General features: G+C 59.0%; 27 protein-coding genes. 13 read left to right on the top strand and 14 right to left on the bottom strand.

Going from position 1 to position 22,758, the window contains the following annotated elements:
• Window positions 1-10: 10 nt before the first annotated feature.
• Entirely contained in the window at window positions 11-916 is a 906-nt protein-coding gene (locus LOY53_RS15715) for an alpha/beta fold hydrolase (RefSeq protein WP_085273171.1), read from the bottom strand.
• Between the two features lie 214 nt (window positions 917-1,130).
• On the opposite strand from LOY53_RS15715, the gene LOY53_RS15710 reads away from it, so the two are divergent.
• Complete coding sequence (locus LOY53_RS15710; protein ID WP_027596268.1) at window positions 1,131-1,364, top strand: hypothetical protein; 234 nt, start codon at window positions 1,131-1,133, stop codon at window positions 1,362-1,364.
• Between the two features lie 86 nt (window positions 1,365-1,450).
• Here the strand turns inward: LOY53_RS15710 and LOY53_RS15705 are convergent, their stop codons facing one another.
• Window positions 1,451-2,170, bottom strand: coding sequence for a tellurite resistance TerB family protein (locus tag LOY53_RS15705; RefSeq protein WP_258702936.1), 720 nt, complete (start codon window positions 2,168-2,170; stop codon window positions 1,451-1,453).
• A 168-nt stretch (window positions 2,171-2,338) separates the two neighbouring features.
• On the opposite strand from LOY53_RS15705, the gene LOY53_RS15700 reads away from it, so the two are divergent.
• A complete protein-coding gene (locus LOY53_RS15700) occupies window positions 2,339-2,932 on the top strand; it encodes a hypothetical protein (protein ID WP_252824746.1) in 594 nt (197 codons plus the stop codon).
• A gap of 13 nt (window positions 2,933-2,945) precedes the next feature.
• Window positions 2,946-3,230, top strand: a complete 285-nt coding sequence (locus tag LOY53_RS15695) for a hypothetical protein (protein WP_258702935.1) — start codon at window positions 2,946-2,948, stop codon at window positions 3,228-3,230.
• Between the two features lie 40 nt (window positions 3,231-3,270).
• Here LOY53_RS15695 and LOY53_RS15690 read toward each other — a convergent pair whose 3' ends face one another.
• A complete protein-coding gene (locus LOY53_RS15690; RefSeq protein WP_099429729.1) occupies window positions 3,271-3,768 on the bottom strand; it encodes a hypothetical protein in 498 nt (165 codons plus the stop codon).
• 203 nt (window positions 3,769-3,971) lie between these two features.
• Between LOY53_RS15690 and LOY53_RS15685 the strand changes: the two genes are divergently transcribed.
• Entirely contained in the window at window positions 3,972-5,105 is a 1,134-nt protein-coding gene (locus LOY53_RS15685; protein ID WP_252824743.1) for an aminotransferase class V-fold PLP-dependent enzyme, read from the top strand.
• Window positions 5,106-5,376: 271 nt separating this feature from the next.
• Window positions 5,377-5,856: a carboxymuconolactone decarboxylase family protein gene (locus LOY53_RS15680; RefSeq protein ID WP_023532684.1), complete on the top strand. Its 480-nt coding sequence runs from the start codon at window positions 5,377-5,379 to the stop codon at window positions 5,854-5,856.
• Here the strand turns inward: LOY53_RS15680 and LOY53_RS15675 are convergent.
• Window positions 5,849-7,285, bottom strand: coding sequence for a PLP-dependent aminotransferase family protein (locus LOY53_RS15675; protein WP_033728313.1), 1,437 nt, complete (start codon window positions 7,283-7,285; stop codon window positions 5,849-5,851). The genes LOY53_RS15680 and LOY53_RS15675 overlap by 8 nt on opposite strands.
• A gap of 90 nt (window positions 7,286-7,375) precedes the next feature.
• On the opposite strand from LOY53_RS15675, the gene LOY53_RS15670 reads away from it, so the two are divergent.
• The 3 genes from LOY53_RS15670 to LOY53_RS15660 all read left to right on the top strand — a co-directional run bounded on the left by LOY53_RS15670 (window position 7,376) and on the right by LOY53_RS15660 (window position 9,126).
• On the top strand, window positions 7,376-7,858 hold the full coding sequence (locus LOY53_RS15670; RefSeq protein ID WP_023532427.1) for a GNAT family N-acetyltransferase: 483 nt from the start codon (window positions 7,376-7,378) through the stop codon (window positions 7,856-7,858).
• 30 nt (window positions 7,859-7,888) lie between these two features.
• The gene (locus LOY53_RS15665; RefSeq protein ID WP_060484137.1) at window positions 7,889-8,566 is read left to right on the top strand and encodes an FMN-dependent NADH-azoreductase; all 678 of its coding nucleotides are present in this window, start codon (window positions 7,889-7,891) and stop codon (window positions 8,564-8,566) included.
• A 110-nt stretch (window positions 8,567-8,676) separates the two neighbouring features.
• Window positions 8,677-9,126, top strand: a complete 450-nt coding sequence (locus LOY53_RS15660) for a carboxymuconolactone decarboxylase family protein (protein WP_023532827.1) — start codon at window positions 8,677-8,679, stop codon at window positions 9,124-9,126.
• 272 nt (window positions 9,127-9,398) lie between these two features.
• On the opposite strand, the gene LOY53_RS15655 is transcribed toward LOY53_RS15660, so the two are convergent.
• From LOY53_RS15655 to LOY53_RS15610, 10 genes are all read right to left on the bottom strand, one after another.
• Window positions 9,399-10,292 carry a LysR family transcriptional regulator gene (locus LOY53_RS15655; RefSeq protein WP_258704177.1) on the bottom strand — a complete coding sequence of 298 codons (894 nt, stop codon included), beginning with the start codon at window positions 10,290-10,292 and terminating at the stop codon, window positions 9,399-9,401.
• Window positions 10,293-10,375: 83 nt separating this feature from the next.
• Window positions 10,376-11,428, bottom strand: coding sequence for an alpha/beta hydrolase (locus tag LOY53_RS15650; RefSeq protein ID WP_099429726.1), 1,053 nt, complete (start codon window positions 11,426-11,428; stop codon window positions 10,376-10,378).
• A 50-nt stretch (window positions 11,429-11,478) separates the two neighbouring features.
• Window positions 11,479-12,423 (bottom strand): alpha/beta fold hydrolase, encoded by a 945-nt coding sequence (locus tag LOY53_RS15645; protein WP_258704176.1) that lies wholly within the window; start codon window positions 12,421-12,423, stop codon window positions 11,479-11,481.
• Between the two features lie 121 nt (window positions 12,424-12,544).
• Window positions 12,545-13,318 carry a carboxymuconolactone decarboxylase family protein gene (locus LOY53_RS15640; RefSeq protein WP_258702934.1) on the bottom strand — a complete coding sequence of 258 codons (774 nt, stop codon included), beginning with the start codon at window positions 13,316-13,318 and terminating at the stop codon, window positions 12,545-12,547.
• 229 nt (window positions 13,319-13,547) lie between these two features.
• Window positions 13,548-14,015 (bottom strand): cupin domain-containing protein, encoded by a 468-nt coding sequence (locus tag LOY53_RS15635; RefSeq protein WP_258702933.1) that lies wholly within the window; start codon window positions 14,013-14,015, stop codon window positions 13,548-13,550.
• A 58-nt stretch (window positions 14,016-14,073) separates the two neighbouring features.
• Entirely contained in the window at window positions 14,074-15,066 is a 993-nt protein-coding gene (locus LOY53_RS15630; RefSeq protein ID WP_258702932.1) for an aldo/keto reductase, read from the bottom strand.
• Window positions 15,067-15,090: 24 nt separating this feature from the next.
• Complete coding sequence (locus LOY53_RS15625) at window positions 15,091-15,681, bottom strand: flavodoxin (RefSeq protein WP_258702931.1); 591 nt, start codon at window positions 15,679-15,681, stop codon at window positions 15,091-15,093.
• The gene (locus LOY53_RS15620) at window positions 15,678-16,667 is read right to left on the bottom strand and encodes an aldo/keto reductase (protein WP_258702930.1); all 990 of its coding nucleotides are present in this window, start codon (window positions 16,665-16,667) and stop codon (window positions 15,678-15,680) included. Before LOY53_RS15620 ends, LOY53_RS15625 begins: the two co-directional genes overlap by 4 nt.
• A 234-nt stretch (window positions 16,668-16,901) precedes the next feature.
• The gene (locus LOY53_RS15615; RefSeq protein ID WP_258702929.1) at window positions 16,902-17,375 is read right to left on the bottom strand and encodes a DMT family transporter; all 474 of its coding nucleotides are present in this window, start codon (window positions 17,373-17,375) and stop codon (window positions 16,902-16,904) included.
• Between the two features lie 11 nt (window positions 17,376-17,386).
• Window positions 17,387-18,784, bottom strand: coding sequence for an amidohydrolase family protein (locus tag LOY53_RS15610; protein ID WP_258702928.1), 1,398 nt, complete (start codon window positions 18,782-18,784; stop codon window positions 17,387-17,389).
• Between the two features lie 145 nt (window positions 18,785-18,929).
• Here LOY53_RS15610 and LOY53_RS15605 point away from each other — a divergent pair, with 145 nt between their 5' ends.
• From LOY53_RS15605 to LOY53_RS15585, 5 genes are all read left to right on the top strand, one after another.
• Window positions 18,930-19,901: a LysR family transcriptional regulator gene (locus LOY53_RS15605; RefSeq protein WP_258702927.1), complete on the top strand. Its 972-nt coding sequence runs from the start codon at window positions 18,930-18,932 to the stop codon at window positions 19,899-19,901.
• Between the two features lie 113 nt (window positions 19,902-20,014).
• Window positions 20,015-20,902 (top strand): LysR substrate-binding domain-containing protein, encoded by an 888-nt coding sequence (locus LOY53_RS15600; RefSeq protein WP_252827434.1) that lies wholly within the window; start codon window positions 20,015-20,017, stop codon window positions 20,900-20,902.
• Between the two features lie 104 nt (window positions 20,903-21,006).
• A complete protein-coding gene (locus tag LOY53_RS15595) occupies window positions 21,007-21,711 on the top strand; it encodes an SDR family oxidoreductase (protein ID WP_027596294.1) in 705 nt (234 codons plus the stop codon).
• Between the two features lie 53 nt (window positions 21,712-21,764).
• Window positions 21,765-22,319, top strand: a complete 555-nt coding sequence (locus LOY53_RS15590) for a pyridoxamine 5'-phosphate oxidase family protein (protein ID WP_252824737.1) — start codon at window positions 21,765-21,767, stop codon at window positions 22,317-22,319.
• 16 nt (window positions 22,320-22,335) lie between these two features.
• A complete protein-coding gene (locus LOY53_RS15585) occupies window positions 22,336-22,728 on the top strand; it encodes a Rid family detoxifying hydrolase (RefSeq protein ID WP_027596296.1) in 393 nt (130 codons plus the stop codon).
• Window positions 22,729-22,758: the final 30 nt, after the last annotated feature.

Genomic DNA, 22,758 nt, shown 5'->3' with positions numbered 1-22,758 from the left:
CAGGCGGCCGCTAGGGCTGCAGGAAATCAGTGACCACGTTGGCGAACGCTTCTGGCTGGTCGAGCATGACGAAGTGGAAGCTGTCGTCAATGCGCGTGAAGTTGATGTGCGGGGTATTGGCATAGGCGTTGCGGAAGGTCGCCTCGACATTGGCCGCGGGGATGCCGTACACCGGGTCATAGGCATACACGACCTCGACCGGCACCTGGATGCGATCAAGCTCTGGGCGCAGGTCGGTGGTCATCAGTTCGTACGTGGCTTGGGCTGTGGTCTGCCGATCCGAGCTTGTCGCCGCCGCAAGCAACACAGGCCGGGCTGCTTCGCTTTTTACCAGGCGGGCAATGGATACACGCTGCAGGGCTTCAGCCTGCTCAGGCGTTGACGCCAGCAGCGAATCGCGAAATGCAGCCGCCTGCGGTTCGGCTGTCTCGCGGGTTGCGAAAGGGTTCATGAGCAGTGTGTAGAAGGGCAGGGCATCGACGACCATCAGCCGGGCGACTTGATCGGGGTGACGCGCGCCGAGCATCAGCGCCACTTCGCCACCCAACGAGTGACCAATGATGACCGGGGCCTTGAGGTGCTGGGTGCGGATGTAGTCAGCGATGGCCTCGGCCGTTGGCGCCACGACTTCTCCACGCGAGTCGGACACCGCAGGTGCGCCGGCGAAACCTGCGACCTGTACCAGGTGAAGGCGGTGGCTGCGCTGCAAGCGGGTGGCCAGATCACGCCAGACCTCGCGGGAAGACGCCAAACCTGGGATCAAGATCACATCAGGGCCGCTGCCTTCGACCGTTACCGAAATGCGGTCTTTGTTCACCTGTGCCGGCGTCACGGGCGCCGGCTGGGTGGCCGATGCCGGGGCTGACAGCAGTGTGAACGCGGCGCCGAATGCCGCGAGGAGGGTGCGTGTACGCATGACATTTTCCTTTTGTCCTGTTCGCCGTCCGCTACTGCCAACGGGGTAAAACCGCTGGAGGATACCATCCAGCCTGTCTAATTAGCCTGCGGCGGCTATCTGATTCAAAGCGTCTGTACGGTAGCGCACAGACCGCTTGCGCCATTGCGCACAGGCTTTAACGGTCTGCATCCCAGGTGCAGCGGCTGTGAGGTTTCACTCAAGGCGTAAGGATATGGCGGATAAATACGTTGGGAAAAAAGTCGGGGTGGGTACGGATAATGTGGTCTACGTGATCAACATTTATCAGGATGAGACCGTTGAGCGCTCGCCCAATGGAATGATTCGGCATGAAGGTCCGGTGCATTTTGAAATGCAATTCGGTGGGGCCGTGCGGCAGATATCGGAATCTGAGTACGAAATCGCAAGCACGGGCGTGAGGGTCAGTGTGCAGGAAGGTGACAGCTAAGCAGCACAACCTCACAGGCTGTTTACGCTCGGAACCATGCCTGCGCGGGCTTCAGGTTGATGAAGCGCGCAGGCATCTCAGCCAGGTCACGCGGCTCCCTTGGCCTGTTGTTCCAGGTGCACCTGCAAGGTCGGGTCGATTTGCAGAGCGCTGGCCAGTTCATCAAGGTAGGCCCGCTCAGCGGCTTGCTGGTCATCAACCAGCATCACGCTGGCCAGGTACATCTCCGCAGCCATGGCCGGGTCCTGGGCCGACTCTGCCACTTCGGCAGCATCGAGGGGTTTGCTGACTTCGTCATCCAGCCATTGCTGCAGTTGCGGGTCGCTGGTGTGACGTTTGATTTCTGCGTAGATCAACTGTTCTTCTTGCTCGTCGATGCGCCCGTCAGCCTTGGCTGCAGCAATTAGCGCGCGCAAGATTGCATGGCTGTGGCCCTCGGCCTCGGGGCCGGACAATTGATCGACAGTACGCATGGCCTGTTGCGGGGCTGCCGCCTGGCTGCGCTGCCAGCTTTGGTAGGCCTGGAACGCCATCATGCCCAGCGACGCCAGGGCCGCGTAATTGGTACCACCCGTGGCGCGCCCCTGGCTAACGCCGCCAGCGCTGCCGCCACCCCGCAACAGGCCGCCCAGTAGACCGCCAAGCCCACCACCGCCACCCGCGGCACTGCCGCCGTTAAGCAACCCACCCAGCAAGCCGCCCAAACCGCCCAGGCCATCTTGCGATGACAGGCCACCGCTGCCTTGTTGCGCTTGCGAGCCTTGCCCGGCCCGGAGTAACTGTTCGAGAAGATCACTGGTGTTCATCGCCCCGCCCTCGGTCGGTAGTCGTTGCCCAGACAAGCAACGATAGCCCCCTCAAGGCGATTCGCCATGACCGTTTGGCCGACGGCTAAGCGTGACATTCTTGAAGCAGCTAGGGAATGCATCCCCGCTCGTGTGGTCTGTACAGGCACTTTGCAAAGGACATGCGCCATGTCGATACGTACTGCACGCTGCCTGCTGCTTCTGCCGTTGTTTGCGGGCTGCCAATATTTACCTCATACCGATTACTTCGTCGCGCCTGAAAACGAGCCGGATCCCGCGTGGGTTCGCGTCGTCAACTTCACGCAGCATGCCACTATTTACCAATACGAAAACGGCGTGCGCTCGGGCGGCGTGATCCGCACCGGGCCGCTGCCGTTCATCAATACACAGGACCAGGGCATGCCCAAAGCCGGGCAGGACTTGACGTTCGACTACTTCGAAACCCGTGTCAGGCCCGGTATCAAAACGCAGGTGGGCATGTTCTGGGAGGGGCCGCGTACGCAATCCTGCATGGTCGTAACTCACTTCACGCCCCAGGCAGGGCGCTACTATCAGTTCAGGTTGACCTCCGGTTCAGGCGGTACCTGCACGCTGTATCCGACGCTGATTGAGCGCGACAAAGACGGCGCCGGGTGGCACCTCGTCCCCAACCCGCAAGTGACGTACCCCCACGGCGGGCCAACGGCCAAAACGACTTACAGTAACAGTCGCTTCGAAGACCCCGACTACCAACCCCCTGCGGGTCTGTACCCGGGCATGTAACGGAGTTGAACGAATGACGGAAAAGCCCGTGTACCTGTTCGCCAAGGTGCGGCAACCCTGTGAATATCGTCCCAACGTAACAGCCATCGTGCTGTTTGGTCTTGAGGTCGAAGGAGGGGAGGACCCGCCGGTTTATCTGGAGATTCGCTTCATCGATTACTGCGCTCAACAGGTTGAAGGCGATCACCTAATGCTGTCATTGGCGCAGGGCCTGGAGTCCGCGCGCGCCGATTACGGGATTTTGCCGGCTGATTGGCGTGCGCTGAGCCAGGAAGAGATTGATCGGATTGATGGGTAGCGGGCGATGCTTGTGCTCATAAGTGAATCGCGCAGCCCTGTTATTCTGGCTGCATTCGCCTGTTCCAGCCAAAAGTGTCGGCACAGGGTGCCAGCCATTGCCGTAGTTCTGGATTGCGCGCCAACGCTTCGGGTTCCAGCAAGCGCGCCCCTATATTGGCATGGCGCAGGAAGGTCACCTCGAGGCACTGCTGCAACTGCTCGACCAGCAAGGGGAAGCCCATCAGGTTGTGCAGGCGGGGCCACTTGATCTGCTTGCGGTAGCGCAGTTGCTGCGACTCGATGCGCAGGTCATCGTTGGGGCGCCACTGGACGTTGAAGAGCTTGTCATGACGCGACAGGTCGACCCACCAGCTGCCGTTGGCCGGGATGTGCAGATCGAGTTTCAGGCTTTCAGGCCGCAACTTCTTGCGTTTGTAAAACCAGTGCTCGGGCGGCTCATTGCTCAGGTCAATGGAGCAGACGCTGTAGGACACCTCAGGGACATTGAATTGGGTGAACCATTCAGCGATTTCGGGGTGGGTCGGGTGATCGAACATGGTTGGCCTCGTCCTGAGAGAGCGGTCAGACAGTGCGGTAGCTTAATGGCTTGTTGGGTGGGGTGATAGCAGACAGTCACCACCGCCTGCTGTCGACTAACCGGACGTGAACGACCTCTGTCCGAGCCATGTTCTAACTTCTCAGTTGCCAAGGCTTAGGACTGGGTCCATACCAATGACATCTCTGCTAAAGGAGTCACCGCATGTCAAAGCTCTATCCAAGTATTGATCCTGAGGGGCTGGTTGAGTATTCGGTGGTCTACACCGACCGCTCGCTCAATCATATGTCGCAGGCATTTCAAGGCGTGATGAAGAACATTTCCAGCACCCTGAAACAGGTCTATAACGCTCAGGCTGTTGCAGTAGTGCCGGGTAGCGGTACATTCGGCATGGAATCGGTAGCGCGACAGTTTGCCACCGGCCAGCAGTGCCTGGTGATCCGCAACGGTTGGTTCAGTTATCGCTGGAGCCAGATCCTTGAGATGGGCAACATTCCGGCGGCTACCACGGTGCTGAAAGCCCAACCGATCGACACGGGTCGCCAGCCAGCCTACGCGCCCCCGCCTCTGGACGAAGTGTTGGCGGCCATTGAGGCGCACAAGCCGCAGATTGTCTTTGCACCACACGTTGAAACCTCATCCGGGATTATCCTGCCCGACGATTACTTGCGGGCCATTGGCGACGCTGTGCATGCAGTGGGGGGGCTGTTCGTACTGGACTGCATCGCCTCAGGCACGCTTTGGGTTGATATGGACAAGTGCGCAGTCGACCTGCTGATCAGCGCACCGCAGAAAGGTTGGAGCGCCTCCCCTTGCTGCGCGCTGGTGATGCTCAGTGCTTTGGCCCTCGAGCGCATCGAGCAGACGCAAAGCAGCAGCTTTGCCTGCGACCTGAAAAAGTGGCTTCAGATCATGCAGGCATACGAACAGGGCGGACATGCTTACCACGCGACCATGCCCAGCGATTCTCTCGCGCGATTCAACGATGTGATGAACGAGATGCAAGCCTACGGTTTCGACAAGGTGCGCGATGAACAGCAGGCGCTGGGCGATCGCGTCCGCGCCATGTTGACCGGCAGAGGCATCAAAAGCGTGGCCGCAGCCGGCTTTCAGGCCCCGGGTGTAGTGGTGAGCTACACCGATGATCCCGACATCAAGAACGGTAAGAAATTTGCAGAACACGGCCTACAGATAGCCGCCGGAGTGCCGTTGCAATGTGATGAGCCGGCCGACTTCCAGACCTTTCGTATCGGTCTGTTCGGGCTCGAAAAACTGCACAATATCGAGCGCACGGTCAGCACCCTTGAACGGGCGCTGGACGAAGTGATGGTGAACTGAGCCCTCCTTTTGGCTGCAGCACGGCTACGGCTGTCAGGTCGGGGTCGATAGCGGTTACTAGCGAACGGCTGCAATCGACCCATTGCGGCCATTCGCGGAGGGCAATGAACGGCCTATAGCGCCCCTTCGACCATACCGCTCGATGGGTGTTCATGGCGTACTTCGATACAGACATGGCCTAGTTCGAAGCTACCATCTTGGCCCTGTGGGGCTATTCCAAGCGTTGCTACAGTGGGCTCCAACAAACTCCACCCACTGCGAGCAACTACCCATGAACAACCGCCTTGATTACTTCAAGCTGTCTCCCCAAGCGTCCAACAAACTGGTGGAACTCACCCTACAACTGAGCAAGAAACCGCCACTGGCCGATCTTGCCCACCTGATCATGTTGCGCGCTTCGCAGCTCAACGGCTGTGCGTTCTGCGTGGATATGCATGTGAAAGAGGCCAAGATCCATGGCGAGCGCGAGCTGCGTCTTCACCACGTGGCCGTATGGCGTGAGTCAGGGCTGTTTTCGCCAGTAGAGCGGGCGGCGCTGGAGTGGACTGAAGCCCTAACCCAACTGCCGCCTCATGGTATCTCCAACAGCCTGTATGCGAGTGCGCTTGAGCAGTTTTCCGAGCAGGAGCTGTCGGATTTGTCGTTCCTAATCGTCGCCATCAATGGCTGGAATCGCCTCAATGTGGCCTTCCAGGCGATCCCCGGCTCGTCCGATGAGCTGTTCGGCCTGAACAAGGCCAACCTCAACTGAGTAACTTGCTGATCAACGCGCCAAGCTGCTCGCCTGGAGCCGTCGTGGCGCAGTTGGTAAAACTCAGGAGCAGACCTGACTGACGCTGCGATGACGCAGCCCAGCGCGACAACGCTTGTACCGACATACCCCTGGCCAGCACCTGCTCGGCCAGGGCGGTGTCGCTTACGTCCTCCGGCAAACGCAGTACTAAGTGCATGCCGCCTGGCGAGCGTTCCACCTGCAGACCCTTCGGCAAACTCCGGTCCAGTGCTTCGATGGTCAATGCCCGTCGCTCGTTGTAGAGGCGGCGCATGCGTTGGATATGCCGAGCGAAGTGTCCCTCGGCAACGAACTCCGCCACCAAAGCCTGGGTAATTGACGGTGACCCGGCAGCAAACAAGGCCCGGCCGACGCGCTCGAACGCTGCCACCTGCGCCTGCGGCACCACCAGATAAGCCAGGCGAATACCGGGAAACAGCACCTTGCTGAAGGTGCCGGCATACAGCACGCGCCCATGGCGATCCAAGCTGGCCAGCGCTGGAAGTGGACGGCTGACGTAGCGGTACTCGCCGTCGTAATCGTCCTCGACAATCCAGCCACCGGTGCGGGCAGCCCAATCGAGTAGCAGTTGCCGGCGTGGCAGCGACAGTGCCATCGACAGCGGGCTCTGATGCCCTGGTGTCACCATGACGACCTGAGCAGTCCGAGAACCCGCGATGGCGTGTTCTACGTTCATGCCTTCGGCATCAACCGGCACCGCTTCCAGGTCCAGGCCGAACTGGCGAAGCACCTGGCGCGTAGTGGGATAGCCCGGGTCTTCCACCCAGGCGCACTCGCCTGGCTGCAACAGGGTATGTGCGACTAAGGACAGGCTATTGCGCCAACCGCTGGTGATAAACACCTGATGGGCACCGCAATCGATACCTCGGGACACCTGCAGATACGAAGCAATGGCGCTGCGCAACGCTGCCAGGCCGTGGGGTGCCGGATAGTCCAGATCTCCAAGACGCATCCCACGGAGATACCGAGCACCGAGACGCGCCCATATCTTGCGCGGAAATGCATCCAGCGCCGGTACCCCCATCTGGAACGGCAACAGCTGCGGTGGACGCCAGAGCGAATCAGGTGCGTCTTCGATCACTTGGCTGCTGACTGGTAATGCGGTGGCCTCCGACACGGGCTTCTGCAGTTCAGGATTGATTACGGTGCCTTTCTGCCCGAGCGCCAGGAGGTAACCCTCGCTGGCCAGCAGCGAATAGGCCAATTCGACGGTGCCACGGGCCACCCCCAGCTCCTTGGCCATGGCGCGCGCCGACGGCAAGCGGTCACCGGGGGACAACGTGCCTGCGGCAACGGCGGCCAGTACGCGGTCGTACAGTTGACGATACAGAGGCAAGGCAGACTGCTCTTCCAAGGGAGCAAAAGGCGGCTTAGGGGAGGTCATCATGGCCTAGTTCATATCCCATTTCTTGGCTCAATCAAGTGGGTCAATGGTAGTCCAATATAGCGCCATCACCTACTCATGAGGGCAACTCCCATGACATCCCCTTTGCACAACTTCATACCCAGCGTGCTCGACCTGGCCGACACGTCCCTGCGCCCCCTGGACAGCACCCATGACCTCTGCAGCGCATTCCCGGTAATGCAGCAATTGCGCCCTCATCTGACGAGCGAAGCTGACTTCGTCAGCCGCATCGAGCGTATGCGCGTTGAAGGCTATCGCCTGATTGGTGCTTATGACTTAGGCGTTCTTGTGGCACTGGCTGGTTACCGCTTACAGGAAAACCTGGTCTACGGCGCATTCCTGTATGTCGATGACCTTGTAACCGCCGAGGCTCAGCGGGGAGGTCAGTGGGGCTCGCGCTTATTGCAAGCCTTGGAGCGACTGGCCCGCGCCAGCGGTTGTGCACGCCTGGTGCTCGACACGGGTTTGGCCAACGCCCGCGCGCAACGCTTCTACTTCCGTGAAGGCCTGTTGACGGGTGCACTGCGCTTTCAGAAACAGTTCGATACGCCATAACCCGCACGCACATCCAAGGAGGCGAACCTCATGACATCGTCACAACAGCCACTTGCTCCTTTGCGCATTCTTCGCCTGGTCGCCAGCCCCAATGCAGAGGATTCGGAAAGTCTGAAACTGTCCCAGCAGATCCTGTTTGCCTTGGCCAGTCAGGCCGGCAGAAGGGGTATCCAGTTGACCGATTTAGACCTCAACTCCTTGGCCCCAGTCGATGCGCCTTACGCCCAGGCGTTAGCCAATCAGCGCGTAGTCATAGCAAGCGGTCAGGAGGGTACGTTGAGCCGTTCCGACGAGTTGATCGACCAACTGCAGGCATGCGACGTACTGCTGATTGCCACGCCGATGCACAACTACAGCGTGCCCGCCCCACTCAAGATGTGGATCGACCAGGTGGTACGCGTGGGCAAAACGTTTCTGGGCACCGCCAAAGGCAAAGTCGGATCGCTGACGGATCGTCCGGTTTACGTCGCAATAGCTTGCGGGGGCTACATCAGCGGCCAGCATGCCCGTCAACCCGACTTTCTGCGATCCTACCTGTCCGCCGTCCTCGCCACCATCGGTCTCAATCACGTGTACTACTTCACCGTTGAAGGTACCGCCAAGGGTGTGGAGTCACTGAATACTGGGAGGGAAACAGGGTACGGTGAGGTGCAGACGTTCTTTGGTAGGGATAGCCATGGTGTGGATCAAGTCTGCAGCCCGCTTTAAGAACATCATCGAATTCAAGCGTATAGGTTTGCACATTAGCTGGGCGGTGTGCCGTCAAGCGGCAATCCGCATGTCACCCTCTTCATTGCTCAAAGACAGGAAAAGAAATCATGAGTCGACTCAATTGGTTTGAAGCTTCGCCTGGTGCAGCCAAGGCCCTTGGCGGGCTGCATCATTTCGTGACCACCGCGACAAATTTGCCAGCCCCGTTGATTCACCTCGTGTTTCTCAGGGTGTCTCAAATCAACGGCTGCGCCCATTGCATCGATCTGCACTCACGCGATCTGATCAAAGCAGGTATTTCAGTGGACAAAGTGCTGTTAGTACCAGTATGGCATGAAGCGCACTATTTGTTCTCGGATCAGGAGCGCTCAGCATTGGCCTGGGCAGAAGAAGTCACGCGGGTAAGCGAGACACATGTATCCGACGAAGCTTACGCAGCAGCATCGGCAATGTTTGCCGAAAAGGACCTTGTCGACCTGACAGCGGCCATTGCCGCAATGAACGCTTTTAACCGTATGGGCGTCAGCTTCCGACTCAAACCTGCCGCTAAAACGTGATGACCTATGACTCAACATGCAAACGCAGTACTTCAGAGACCGCCCTAGTATTGCCTACAGTCTGTTTCAGGCCTTTGCGGCCCCTTCTGAACGACGGGTATGAGCCGAAAGCAGTCTCTGACGGACGTCCGCAATGGGTCGATAGCGGTCACTAGCGAACAACTGCATTCGACCCAATGCGGCCGGTCACGTACGACTGCAATCGATCAAAAAGCGTCTGCTCATTCGCGGGGTTGCGGGGCGGGTAAAATTCAGATGTTTAGTTCGGTGACTCAGCGCTTGTAGAGCAATGCTTCAACTACAACGCCAAATGCTGATGAATGTTCACGGCGATTTGGGTAGTAGAGATGGTAACCGGCAAAGGGTTGGCACCAATCTTCCAATACCCGCACAAGGCTGCCATCGGCTAGCTCCTTCGCCACCATGTCTTCCGGCAGGAAGCCCAAGCCACATCCCGCCACGGCCGCACGCAGGATCGGCACGCTGCTGTTGAACGTCCATTGCCCTTCGACACGGGCCTTCAGTTCATGGCCATCCTTTTCAAAGTCCCATTGCATCAGGCTGCCATGGGTGGGGAGGCGCAGATTGATGCATTTTTGCGCGGCCAGATCACCGGGCTCCTTCGGCACCGGCCGCTGTTTGAAATAATCAGGTGAGCCCACGACCGCGATGCGCAGGGGCGGCCCGATGGGTACGGCGATCATGTCCTTGGCCACCTGGTCTCCCAGGCGTACACCGGCGTCATAGCGTTGCGCGACGATGTCGGAGAGTGCGTAGTCGACGGTGATTTCGACATTGATGTCCGGGTAGTCGGGAAGCACCTTTGAAAGCTTGGGCCACAGAATGTTGTTGGCGGCGTGTTCGGATGCCTGAATCCGCACATTGCCTGCCGGGGTGTCACGAAATTCGCTGACCGCGGCCAGTTCGAGTTCGATCTCATCGAACCGCGGCGCCATCGATTGATACAGCCGCTGACCCGCCTCGGTCGGCGAAACGCTGCGCGTGGTACGCGTCAGCAAGCGCACGCCCAAACGGCTTTCCAGCGCGCGCATGGTATGGCTCAGTGCCGACTGCGAGACGCCAAGCTGGGCGGCCGCGCGGGTGAAACTGCCTTCGCGGGTGATGACCACGAAGGCTTGCAGGTCGTTAAGATTAGCGCGTGACATTGATGAGGGCCTCTCATGAAGGGGCGCGGGATTGATCCATGAAAGCAGGTTGCACACGGATGCGCGACCCCCAAGCGCGTTGATTACAAGGTGCGGCCGTAAAATGCGGTCAGTTTGCCAATCGCGGCATCGACATAACGCGGTACCCAATAGGTTTCGATGTGCGTCGCGCCGTCGAGGATAAACACTTCCTTGTCGGTGGTGCCGGTGGCTTTGGGGAAGGCGTCCTGCGTCATGTACAGGCTGTCGGCTTTGCTGCCGGCGATCATCAGCAGCGGTTGGTTGATCAGCTCTATATGATCAGTGGCGTCGAAACGCATCAAGTCGATCAGGCTGCTGGTGGTGTATTTGAAGGTCGAGTTCGGGTGCGCATGGGTCTTCCAGTAGTACTCATAACCTTGGCGATACAGCTCGAAGGGCAGTTTGGCAATCTGCTCGTCGGTGAGGTTGGCATCGCCCGAATACAGCACCGCGCCGCCGGCGGCTTCTTGCGCGCGAGCTGCTGACGCCTGTTGCAGGCGTTGCGCAATGCTGTCCATTTGCGAGTCGTTGTAGCCGTTGCGACGTACCCGGCCCGAGTTGAACATGCTCACTGTTGCCAGCGATTTGAAGCGTTTGTCGGTTTGCGCTGCTGCCAACGAATAACCACCGCCGCCACAGATGCCGAGCAGGCCCAGGCGCTTGTCATCGACGCCGGCAAACTGGCTGATGAAGTCGGCCATGCCGTGAATGTCTTCGATGCGATACGCCGGTTTATCGATGCTGCGCGGCTGACCACCGCTGGAGCCCTGGTACGCCGCATCGGCAGTGATGGTGATGTAACCCTGTTCGGCCAAGCGTTGGGCATACAGACCGGCGACTTGTTCTTTCACGCCGCCATTGGGGTGTGCAACGACCACGGTCGGGTAGGTCTTCTTCGCGTCATAGTTAGCCGGTGTGTATACGTTGGCGGCGATATCCAGACCGTTGAGTTTGTAGCTGACCGGATGGATGTTGACCTTGCCCGGTTCGTTCTTACTGATCGCGCCGTCGTAGGCGAGGGTGAACGGGTTCTTTTTGTAATCGGCGGCCAAGGCTTCGCCAGCCGAGAGGCCGACCAAGGCCGACATGAACGTGGCTTTGAGAGTGTTTTTCACGTGTAACTCCTGGGCAATCAAAATGGGCGGCAGTTGCAGAAGTGTCTGGCTCAGTCCAGCTGTTTTTCTTTGAGGAATTGCGCGACCATGTCAGCGATCTGCACGTTGTTCAGATCCGACATGGGGAAGTGGGTATTGCCGTTAATTCCGATCTCCGGCAGGTGGGTCAGTCGCACATCACCGCCGTGGCGATTGACCGCGTCACGCCAGAGCCGGGCCATCTTCAGGCGTGCGTGCCAACTGTCCTGAGCGGGCAGCTCGACCGCCTGCTCAGGGATGTTGTCGCCATAGAGGATCAGAATCGGAATGCGCGTGAGGGCCATGAATTGCTCGATCGGCACCGCCGCGCCTTGCACCGTGTCGAACGCGCTGGGAATCGGCGCAGGCACTTCACCATCCGCAAATACGAAGCTGCTGCCCGGTTCGAACGCCACAATGGCTTTGACCTTGTCGTTCTTGATCGCCGTCAACCAGCCCGGCCCGCCACCTTGCGAATGGGTGAATAAAATCCCCGGGCCGATTTTGTCGAACAGAGCTGACACGCCATCAGAGACCACGCCCATGTCGAACGGCCCGGTGTTCGGCGTCATCGCCCGGAAAAACTGCTCGCGGGTCTGGGCATCCTGAGCAAATTGCACGCCGTTGAAGTAGTTGGGCCACAGGCCGATGCGGAACTGGTTGAACCACAGTTGCTCGTCAGGCACAGGCTTGATTGTGGTCTCGACCATGCTGCGCCCGGCATCGCCACGCCGTGGCTGATCGATCAGGTAGACGCCGTAGTGGCGGCGCAGAAAGATGTTCTGAAAGCCTTCGCGACCATCGGCGGTGGTTTCCCAGGTCTTGGAAAACTGACCCGCGCCGTGCCACATGACGATGGGCAGTTTTCGCGCATCCACCGGGATTTGATAGAAGGCGTAGGCGTGGTCACCGTGGTAGGTCTGGCCGTTGGGTGTCATCGGTTGGTGCGGGTTGAAGGTGCCCGGTGCAGTGGTCACCGTTCCGCCGGCGGCGAAGCTGCCTTGTTGTTGAATCAGCAACGAGCCATCGGGGTGGTTCGCGCAGGCCGCCAACAGGCTCAACAGCGTGACGCCCAGCAGGTACTTTGCAGATTTCATGTCATTTCCCCGAAGCCGCGAGGGCCTGGGTCAACGCAGTAACGGCACGTTCAGCCGTCAGCGCATCGCCGTGTTTTTTCAGCAGTTCGGTGACTTCGTGCAACTGTGCCGTGCTCAGACCGACGCGCAAGCTCGCCGCCATGTGCGAGCGCAACTGCGGCTCGACACCTGGTGTTGCCGCCAGCGCCCCGACGGTCGCCAGTTCGCGGCTTTGCCAGTCGAGGTTGTCGCGCTCGAAGATGTCGCCGAACAGGTGGGTTTGCAGGAAATGGTTGATCACCGGAGCGAACTCGAACACCGGGCCTTTGACCGGGGCGCCGGAGATTCTGGTTTGATTCGCGGTGCCGGCAGCCAGCAGCTCATCCCCGATCGGAATCGCCCGGCTCGGCTCACGCCCCGGCGCGTCTTCGATACCGCGCTGTTTGCGCGCATGCACCACCGTCATCAGCTCGTTCAAGGCGTTCAGGCTGCGCGGGAAGCCCACATAGGCGTACAGCTGCATCAGGATTTCCCGGGTTTCGCTGATGGTCAAGCCGGCATCGAGCCCTTGATTGAGCGCGGTGTTGAGGTTGGGTATGTCGCTGGTGGCCATGAACGCGGCGATCAGGGGAATCGCTTGTTGTTGGCGCGACAAGGTAGCTGTGCTGGCGGGCGTGCTGGCCATGCTCTGCGATGCCTCGGTTGCTTGAGTGGTAACGCTGAACATCGCCCCAACACCCAGACAGAGTGCCATGAGGGCGGGGATGGCAGTGCTGTTGCGTGCGTCAGTGGTCATCGTGAGAGGCTCCATCGCTTGTGGGTCACTGCGGTGCCGCTGGATCGTACGGAGGATGGTTGTCTCGATTAACCCCGAAATTGCGCATGGACTTCTGAGCAGAGCTCATGAGTCGACAGTGCCATGACCGCTGCAATAGGGGCGCGAACGCGCTGGTGCGCGGCCTGGAGGTCGGATGACGGTTTGCGGCGAAGATGCCAGGTGACCAGCATCGACACATTCCGTAACTTCATTCTCCGGCGTATTGCGCCTCCGAGACCTGCTCCGCCCAGGTAACGGTGTTGCCGTCCTCGGCTTCAGCGATGGCGATGTGGGTCATGCCGTTGCTGGCCGTGGCGCCATGCCAGTGACGGGTATGCGGTGGGATCCAGACAGTGTCGCCCGGTCGGATCTCCTGTCGCGGGCCACCTTCTTGTTGGACGTAGCCGACGCCTGCGGTGACGATCAGCGTTTGCCCCAGCGGATGGGTGTGCCACGCCGTGCGCGCGTTAGGTTCAAAGGTTACCGTGCCGCCTCCGACGCGCGCCGGTGGCTCGCCCTTGAAGAGGCCATCAACGTGCACCTTTCCGGTGAAGTTTTGCGCGGCGCCCTTGATCGAGGGCTGCGAGCCGTTCGGCGTAACGCGGATTTCGCTAGCAGCTTGGGATTCTGCCGCCATGAATGAAAAAGCAACGAGTGGTGCGATCAATCGGTTCATCGGATCGACTCCGGTAAGGCGTGAAAGGGCGCTGCACGTGGCGCCGGATTGGGCAGACTCAGAGTCCGGTCATCTTCAATGCCGACTCCGGAAGGCGTTCCCCCTGCACTTGAATCTGCGCCATCTGCTCGTTGATCACGCGCAGATCGTCGCAGGTCAATTGCAGTTTGCCAGCGCCCAGGTTCTCTTCCAGTCGATGCTGCTTTGTCGTGCCCGGGATTGGCACAATCCACGGTTTCTGTGCGAGCAACCAGGCCAGCGCCACTTGCGCCGGCGTGGCGTTTTTGCGTTGCGCGACGGCTTTCACCACATTGACCAATGCCAGGTTGGCCTTGCGCGCTTCAGGGGAAAAACGCGGGACGAAGTTGCGGAAATCGCTGGCATCGAACTGCGTGTGCTCGTCGATCTGCCCGGTGAGGAAACCGGCGCCGAGCGGGCTGAACGGTACGAAACCGATCCCCAGTTCTTCCAGCACTGCCAGCAGCTCCAATTCCGGGCCTCGCCAGAACAGCGAATATTCACTCTGCACCGCCGTGACCGCTTGCACCGCGTGCGCCCGGCGAATGGTTTGCACACCCGCCTCAGACAGGCCGAAATGCTTGACCTTGCCTTCGGCGATAAGATCCTTGACGGTGCCGGCGACGTCTTCGATGGGCACCAGCGGATCAACGCGGTGCTGATAAAACAGGTCGATGCAATCGGTACGCAGGCGCCTCAACGACGCCTCGGCCACGGCGCGGATATGTTGCGGGCGGCTATTGGTTCCCCCGTCGCGTGCGCCGGTGATCAGGTCGATATCGAAGCCGAACTTGGTGGCAATAACGACTTGCTCGCGGATCGGCTGCAAGGCCTCGCCCAGCAGTTCTTCATTGGCAAACGGGCCATATGCTTCGGCGGTGTCGAACAAGGTGATGCCTTGCTCGTAGGCCGAACGAATCAGCCTGATCATGCTGGCTTTGTCGGCAGCCGGCCCGTAGGCCGAGGTCATGCTCATGCAGCCAAGGCCGAGTGCGGACACTTGCAGGCCGTTGCCCAACGTGCGGATTTCCATGATTTCACTCCGTACAGAATTCGATTACCGCGTAAGAGGGTGATCGCTCAGCCAGCCGTTCACGCGTTCCATGATCTTGCGCTCCTGCTCACTCTGCATCACAAAACCTTCCAGAATCTCTGCCTTCGGCGCGTGCTTGACCAGCACGCTGCGGCTGTCGCCCAAGCCATAACCGCCGTGGGTGTTAAAGGGGATAAGGGTTTTGCTGGTCAGGTCGTGGGCGCTGAGAAAGGCGCGCACGATCGGCGGGGCGGTTTCACCCCAGATCGGAAAGCCGAGATAGATCGTGTCGTAGTCGCTCAAGAACTGAACCTTGTTTTGTAGCTCGGGTTCGAAGCCGCTGTCACGCTCCTGACGTGCCTGCTCAACGGTTTGCAGATAGTCCTCGGGGTAGGCGTGGGCCGGGCGAATCTCGAAGAGATCGGCATTCAGTCCACGTTGGATCAGCCCGGCGACCACGCGGGTATTACCCGAGCGCGAGAAATACGCGACCAGAATCCGCGAGCCTGAGCGGGGTGTTTCACTGTGGCCTTGCGTGTCGGCGAGCGACAGCAGCGGGGCGCTGGCCAGGGCGGCGATGACAGTGCGCCGCAGCGGATCGTGATCATTGTTCATCGGCCGACTCGCGCCTTTAGGGCTTCGGGATAACGCTCGCCTTCAATGCGGATGTGCGCCAGTGCGGCATCGATCGCTTTGAGTTCGGCGGCGTCGAGCGTGATGTCTGCGCCACCGAGGTTTTCTTCCAGGCGATGCAACTTGGTTGTCCCCGGAATGGGCACAATCCACGGCGCCTGCGCGAGCAGCCAGGCCAGCGCGATCTGTGCGGGTGTGGCTTGTTTCTGCGCGGCGAACTCACGGATCAATACCACCAGGCGCTGATTGGCTTGCAGCGCCGGCTGGCTGAAACGCGGGACGATGCTGCGAAAATCGTCGCTGCCGTAAGTGGTCTGCGCCGACACCGTGCCGGTGAGAAAACCTTTACCCAGTGGGCTGAACGGCACTAAGCCGATGCCCAGTTCCCAAAGCGTCGGCAGGACTTCCTGCTCAGGCTCACGCCACCACAGTGAGTATTCGCTTTGCAGCGCTGTGACCGGTTGCACCGCGTGTGCACGGCGAATGGTCTGCGCACCGGCCTCCGACAGGCCGAAGTGCTTGACCTTGCCTTCGCCAATCAAGTCCTTCACCACGCCGGCGACGTCCTCGGTCGGCACGTCCGGATCGACGCGGTGCTGGTAAAGCAGATCGATGTAGTCGGTCTGCAGTCGACGCAACGAACCCTCGACCGCGATACGGATGTGCTCGGGGCGGCTGTTGAGAATCTGCTGTTTATTGTCGTCGCCGAAGGTGAAGCCGAACTTGGTGGCGATGACCACTTGATCGCGCACCGGTGCCAGGGCTTCGCCCACCACCTGTTCGTTCAGGTAGGGGCCGTAAACCTCGGCGGTATCAAAGAACGTGACGCCCCGGTCAACCGCCGATCGGATCAGCACAATGGCCTGCTGTGTGTCAGTCGCCGGGCCGTAGCCATGGCTCAAGCCCATGCAACCCAAGCCCAGGGCTGACACTTCAAGTGAACTGTTTCCGAGTGTGCGCTTGTGCATCTGGATCTCCCGACATTTGGTGTTGGGAGAACAGTAAGCGAGCTACCGAGCGGGGACTAGACGGTTAAATTGGCAAGGGTTAATGAGGTTTGTTCATCAATCACAGAAGGCAGGGTGTGGACTGTATCCTCATAGGGCGCCTAGACGCCCTGAGGAAGTACTCAGAAACCGGCCTAACATTCGCGTTTGATAGAACGTAATCGAGCGACCGCTTCTGGCCAATAAATAAGGCAGTCAGTTGGATAATAGCGCGGACCATTTGTCACCGAACAAAGCGATAGCCAGGCCCGAGAGCATTACCATCGCCCCGGCCAGCTTCACGGGTGACACAGGCCTCTCCAATACCCCCATCAAGCCGAAATGATCGATAACCAGTGACGAAATAATCTGCCCTGCGATAGCGAGGCCGAACAGGGCTGACAGACCGATTTTGGGCGCAAGCACCACATAGCTAAGCAACGCGCCGGCACCCAGCAGACCGCCCAGCAGGCTCCACCAAGGCTGGGCAGGGATAGCCACCAGTGAGGCCGCTATCGCGCCGCGCATCAATGAAAAGATGCCCAGGCATGCCGCACCTGCAGTAAAAGAGAACAGCGCTGCGGCTACGGAATCTCCACCCACACCTTTAGCCAGTTGACCATTCAGCGTGGTCTGCAGGGTTATGCCAAGCCCTGCAGCGATGGCCAGCAGGTAGTAGGCTGCGTTCATCTCACGCCTCCTTACTTGGCTGGCTCAAGCGGCATGAATGTCTCGGCAAAAATATCTGGCTGGTAGCCTGCAGCAGCAAACAGATGCTCACGGGACTCGTCGATCGCCGCACGCAGCCTCTCGCTGTCCACGCCCAGCACCTTGCCGCCGCGCTTGACGATGCGCCCGCCAATCATGACGGTGTCGACATTGCTGCGTTCGGCCGCGTGTACCACGGTGCCGAACACGTTGCCTGACGGGTAAAGGTTGATGTCCTGCGCGTTGATAAGGATCAGATCGGCCTGCTTGCCGGGGACCAGGCTGCCGACGTTGTCCTGCAATCCGGCACAGGTGGCGCCATCGACAGTCGCGGCTTTGAGCAGGCCTTGAGCGGGCAGAGTCACCGGATGATGGTCTGCGTCGCAGCAGCGCTGCTGGTGCATGCCCATGACGCGTTGCAGGTAGAACGCCACCCGCATCTCCATGAACATGTCTCCGCTGTAGGAAGTTTCGTTATCGACACTCAGCCCCGGGCTGATGCCGTGACGCTGGGCCGACTTCAGGGCGAACATTCCGTCCTCAATGCCGTAATGCGCATCTGAACGCGGGCATACGTTGACCCGCACGCCAGCCTCACGAAGGATTTTCCAGCCGGCGTCCGGCAGCGCGGTGCAGTGGTTGAAGATGTTATCGGGACGCAGCAGCCCCTCGCGATGCAAGCCTTCCAACTCAGCGGCCATGTCCCCGCCAAAAAATTCGGTGATGATCGGCAGCCCCAGACGCCGGGCTTCAGCCCACAGCTCAGGTTCCAACTGCGCCATCACCGCCAGCGAGAGCAGCGGATTGTCGCCGTGCTTGATGTATTTTTTCTGCAGTCGCTCCAGGTTGCCGGGCCAGTGGGCTTTGTCCCACTCACCAGAAACTGGCGCACCGGAGGCGTGTACAGACCGGATACCGGCATCGAGCAACGCCTCGACAGCGGCGTCGGAGTGCGCGCCAGTGCGGCTGTTGTGCGAGTTATCGACCATGGTCGTGATGCCCGCATCGATGCAGCCCAATGCGCTCAGCAGGTTGCCGATATACATGTCCGCCGGGCGATAATACTTGGCGAACGAGAAGTGCGTGGCGTTGCAGTAGTCTTCCAGGGTTTCGGCATTCGGATTGATTCGCCGCAGTTGTCCTTCCCAGGCGTGACGATGGGTATCAACCATGCCCGGCATGGCAATCATGCCGGATGCATCAATCACAACAGCGTCGCCGGCCGTGAGGTTTTCACCTATGGCCGTGATGGTGCTGCCTTCGATAAGGATATCGCCGCGCGCCAGATTACCGATATCGCCGTCCATGCTCAGCACAGTGGCGCCGCGGATAAGTGTGCGGGCGGCCGGTGCGGCCGGGGGCTGCACGATGCCGCGGTTGTATTCAGCCATTTTCAGTACACCCTTCTCAAATTTCGTTGTAAGCAATGTACGCAAGGCGTTATGGCGCGAAAAAGAGGGTTAAACTGTTTTTATTATTCAATATTGACGAATAATAACGTCTTCCCCGATCACTGCTTTGAGGCTGCCAACCGTTATGGACCGTATTCAAGCGATGCAGGTTTTCGTGCGTGTGGCAGAGGCAGGAAGCTTCATCCAGGCGGCGCAGACGCTCTCTTTGCCAGCCTCGACGGTTACCAGCAGCGTTAAGAATCTTGAGAAGTACCTGCAGGTGCGCCTGCTGAACAGAACCACGCGGCGGGTTAGCCTGACGCCTGAGGGCGCACAATATCTCGCGCAATGCCGGGAAATATTGGAGCTGATCGAACATGCCGAGATCAGCCTGACGGACTCCGTAAAACGGCCACAGGGGCGTTTGCGTGTCGATATGCCGGGCGGCATTGCACACTTCATCGTCATGCCACACTTGCAAGACTTTTACCGGCGCTACCCGGATATTTACCTGATGATAGGCGTCAACGATCGGCAAGTTGATTTGATTCAAGAGGGTGTCGATTGCGTCATTCGTACAGGCGAACTCGATGACTCAACGCTCGTTGCGCGCCCACTCGGCCGGTTTCGCTGGGTGACCTGTGCATCTGCCGCCTATCTCAAAGAGAACGGTACTCCGCAATCTCCGCAAGATTTGTCTCAACACCGGGCCATCCATTACTTCTCGGGCCGCACAAGGCAAGCAGGCGAGATGCGCTTCGCCCGTGGCACTGAAACGATCTCAGTCCAGGTGAGCGGCACTGCGGCTGTAAACGAGACTGGGCTCTACATCAAAATGTGCCTTGACGGCTTCGGTCTGGTGCAACTCGCCGAGAACGTGGTTTCGCAGCATCTGCGAGAAGGGCGGTTGGTCGAAGTGCTTGCTGACTGGCAGCCCGCCTCGGTTCCTGTGCACCTGCTATACCCGCATCAGCGCTTTCTTTCGCCAGCCGTGAGCGCATTCGCTGACTGGATCGCCGGGCTCGTTTGCGACAGCGATTCAGCCAGCATGCCCGCCAATGTGCCGGCAGCGGAGAATGCGGCTGTAAATTGCACTGCCACAGGTTCCCTTTCCTGATGCTTCGACGTAGCCTCTAAAACTGCGATTACACGCGAATCGTAGAAAAGGCTCTTGCCTATCATCCTTGCAAAGCGGCATTAAATCCCTCGCTTGCCATTAGAAAAAATACTATGAACGGACATACCTTGTTGCCTCCCCTTAACGCGCTCAGGGTATTCGAGGTGGTTGCCCGTCATCTGAATTTTCGGTTGGCCGCCGACGAGCTAGGTGTCACTCAGGCCGCTGTGGCACAGCAGATACGAGGGCTTGAGACGAGCCTGGAGTTGAAGTTGTTTGAGCGGTTGCCGAGAGGGCTGCGCTTAACGGAACCCGGGAAGGGCTACAGCTTGGCAGTTCGTGAGGCATTCGCCTTGATCACTACGGCCACGCAGGCCCTCAAACCAGAGGGTCTGGAGCTGACGGTCAGCGTCACGCCTACTTTTGCGGCGAAGTGGCTAATCCCTCGGCTGTCCTCGTTCTCAGTTGCGCACCCTCAGATCGATCTGCAAGTACTTGCCACTGACCGCATTTCGCAATTTCGGCCTGGTGGAGCTGACATCGCTGTCCGCTACGGACGTGCACCTTTCGAGAATATGCTCAATGCCGAGCTTTTTCTGACTGAACGTATAGTTGCGGTGGCTAGCCCGGTATTGCTTGAACAACTGGGTCGGCCAGAGAGCGTGGAAAAACTGCAGGAATACAGCTTGCTGCATGACGCTCACAGTTTCTGGCCTGAGTTCATAGATCAGGCCTTCCAGAGCCCCATCCGCCAACCCTCTAAAAATGTGCGGTTCAACCAGACAGTACTTGCGATCGAGGCTGCAGCAGCAGGACAAGGGCTGGCATTGGCCAGCTACCACTTCGTCAAAGCAGACCTAGAGGCAGGAAGGTTAGCGCTGGCGATGGCGCATCAAATGAGCTTGGACAAAGCCTATTATCTGGTCTGGCCGCGAAACGCTCACCAGCCGGCGGCCCTCGAAACCGTTCGAACGTGGCTACTTGAACAGGCGAGGCTATAGATTATCTACTGGCAGGAAGAAGGATTGTTGTCTCTCTGAGACGTGCTGAGCGGTGCTAGTCTCATTTCACCAACAACCCGTCAACGCCTCACTTAGGGGGATGTATGTCAGTAGAAAAAGTAGCAATAGTCACTGCCGGTGGTAGCGGCATGGGAGCGGCGGCAGCACGTAGATTGGCTGCCGACGGCTTCAAGGTTGGTATTCTCTCTTCGTCTGGCAAAGGCGAGGCCCTGGCGCAAGAGCTAGGCGGTATTGGTGTAACCGGCAGTAACCAGTCAAATGAAGACCTGCAGCGTCTGGTCGACGCAGTCATTCAGAAATGGGGCCGTATCGATGTGTTGGTTAACAGCGCCGGCCATGGTCCGCGGGCACCCATTCTTGAAATCAGCGACGAAGACTGGCACCAGGGTATGGAGACCTACCTGCTCAACGTCATTCGCCCGGCGCGGCTGGTGACCCCGTACATGCAGCGCCAGAAAGGCGGTGCAATCATCAACATTTCTACTGCATGGGCGTTCGAGCCAAGCGAACTCTTCCCTACCTCGGCAGTGTTCCGTGCCGGTTTGGCGTCGTTCAGCAAAATCTATGCGGACAAGTACGCCGCTGACAACATTCGCATTAATAACGTGCTGCCGGGTTGGATCGACAGTCTCCCTGCTACCGAACAGCGTCGAGAAGGTGTGCCGCTTAAACGCTATGGCACCAGTGAGGAGATTGCCGCCACTGTCGCCTTCCTGGCGAGCGAAGGGGCAGCCTACATTACCGGCCAGAACATCAAGGTCGATGGCGGCGTTACACGCAGCGTCTGAGTGCCTCCGGGCCGCACGCAGTACGCGGCCCTTTTTCATTTTGGGCGATTGCCATGCTTGATCTGATATTGGCTGAGGTATGGTCAAATTTAGCTATACCGGTTGGCGGTAGTCCAAATCCCTTTCGCTTGATGCAACTGGCCACGGTCAACGCTGAAGGGCAACCTAAGGTAAGCACCGTTGTCTTGCGCCATGCGGATGAGTCTACGAAGTCGATCATCTTTTATGTGGACAAGCGGTCGGCGAAGCTCGCAGAGATACTGGCCGAACCTAGAGTCGGTATTACCGCCGTCGACCCGTCTGGCAAGCGTCAGCTTCGGCTTGAAGGCCTAGGTAAACCTGTGTCTGATGCGTCGCTCCTGGCCAAGCACTGGGAGCAGGCACGGGGAAGAACTCAAGCGCTCTTTCGCCATGGGCGCATACCCGGCGAGTCGATTTCTTCACCTTCTGTAGCCTATGAAACGCACAGGGAGGGTTTCAAAAATTTCGCTGTACTGGCTGTCCACCTACGACAAATAGAGTGGCTCGATCTTACCCAGGACATCCACCAACGGGCACGCTTCATTTTGCAAGGCGAGCATTGGCAGGCAGGTTGGATCGCGCCCTAAGACAGGATCAATTTTAATGAGCAGAATCGCTGTTCACAGTGACCAGGCGCCGAAAGCTATCGGCCCGTATTCGCAAGCCGTCCACATGGGGGAATCGGTATTCCTGACAGGGCAAATCGCGCTTTACCCTGAAAAGATGGAGTTGGCTCAAGGGATTGAAGCCCAAACCATTCAGGTACTCGAGAACCTCCAGGCAGTAGCACAAGCCGCAGGCGGTAGTTTTGCTGACGTAGGAAAACTCACTATTTACCTCACGGAACTCTCGCACTTCGGTGTCGTGAACGAAATAATGGGGCGTTACTTTGAAAGTCCATACCCGGCACGCGCTACCGTCGGTGTGTCGGCGCTCGCCTTGAATGCGTTGGTTGCAATTGACGCCACCATGGTGCTTCCTCGAAAAACAAAATAATCCACACGTTTTATCTTTACCAAAAACTCA

It is taken from the genome of Pseudomonas sp. B21-031 (assembly GCF_024748985.1).
GTDB lineage: Bacteria > Pseudomonadota > Gammaproteobacteria > Pseudomonadales > Pseudomonadaceae > Aquipseudomonas > Aquipseudomonas kermanshahensis.
The sequence above is the reverse complement of the archived record's forward strand: the minus strand, read 5'-3'. Positions and strand labels throughout refer to the sequence as shown.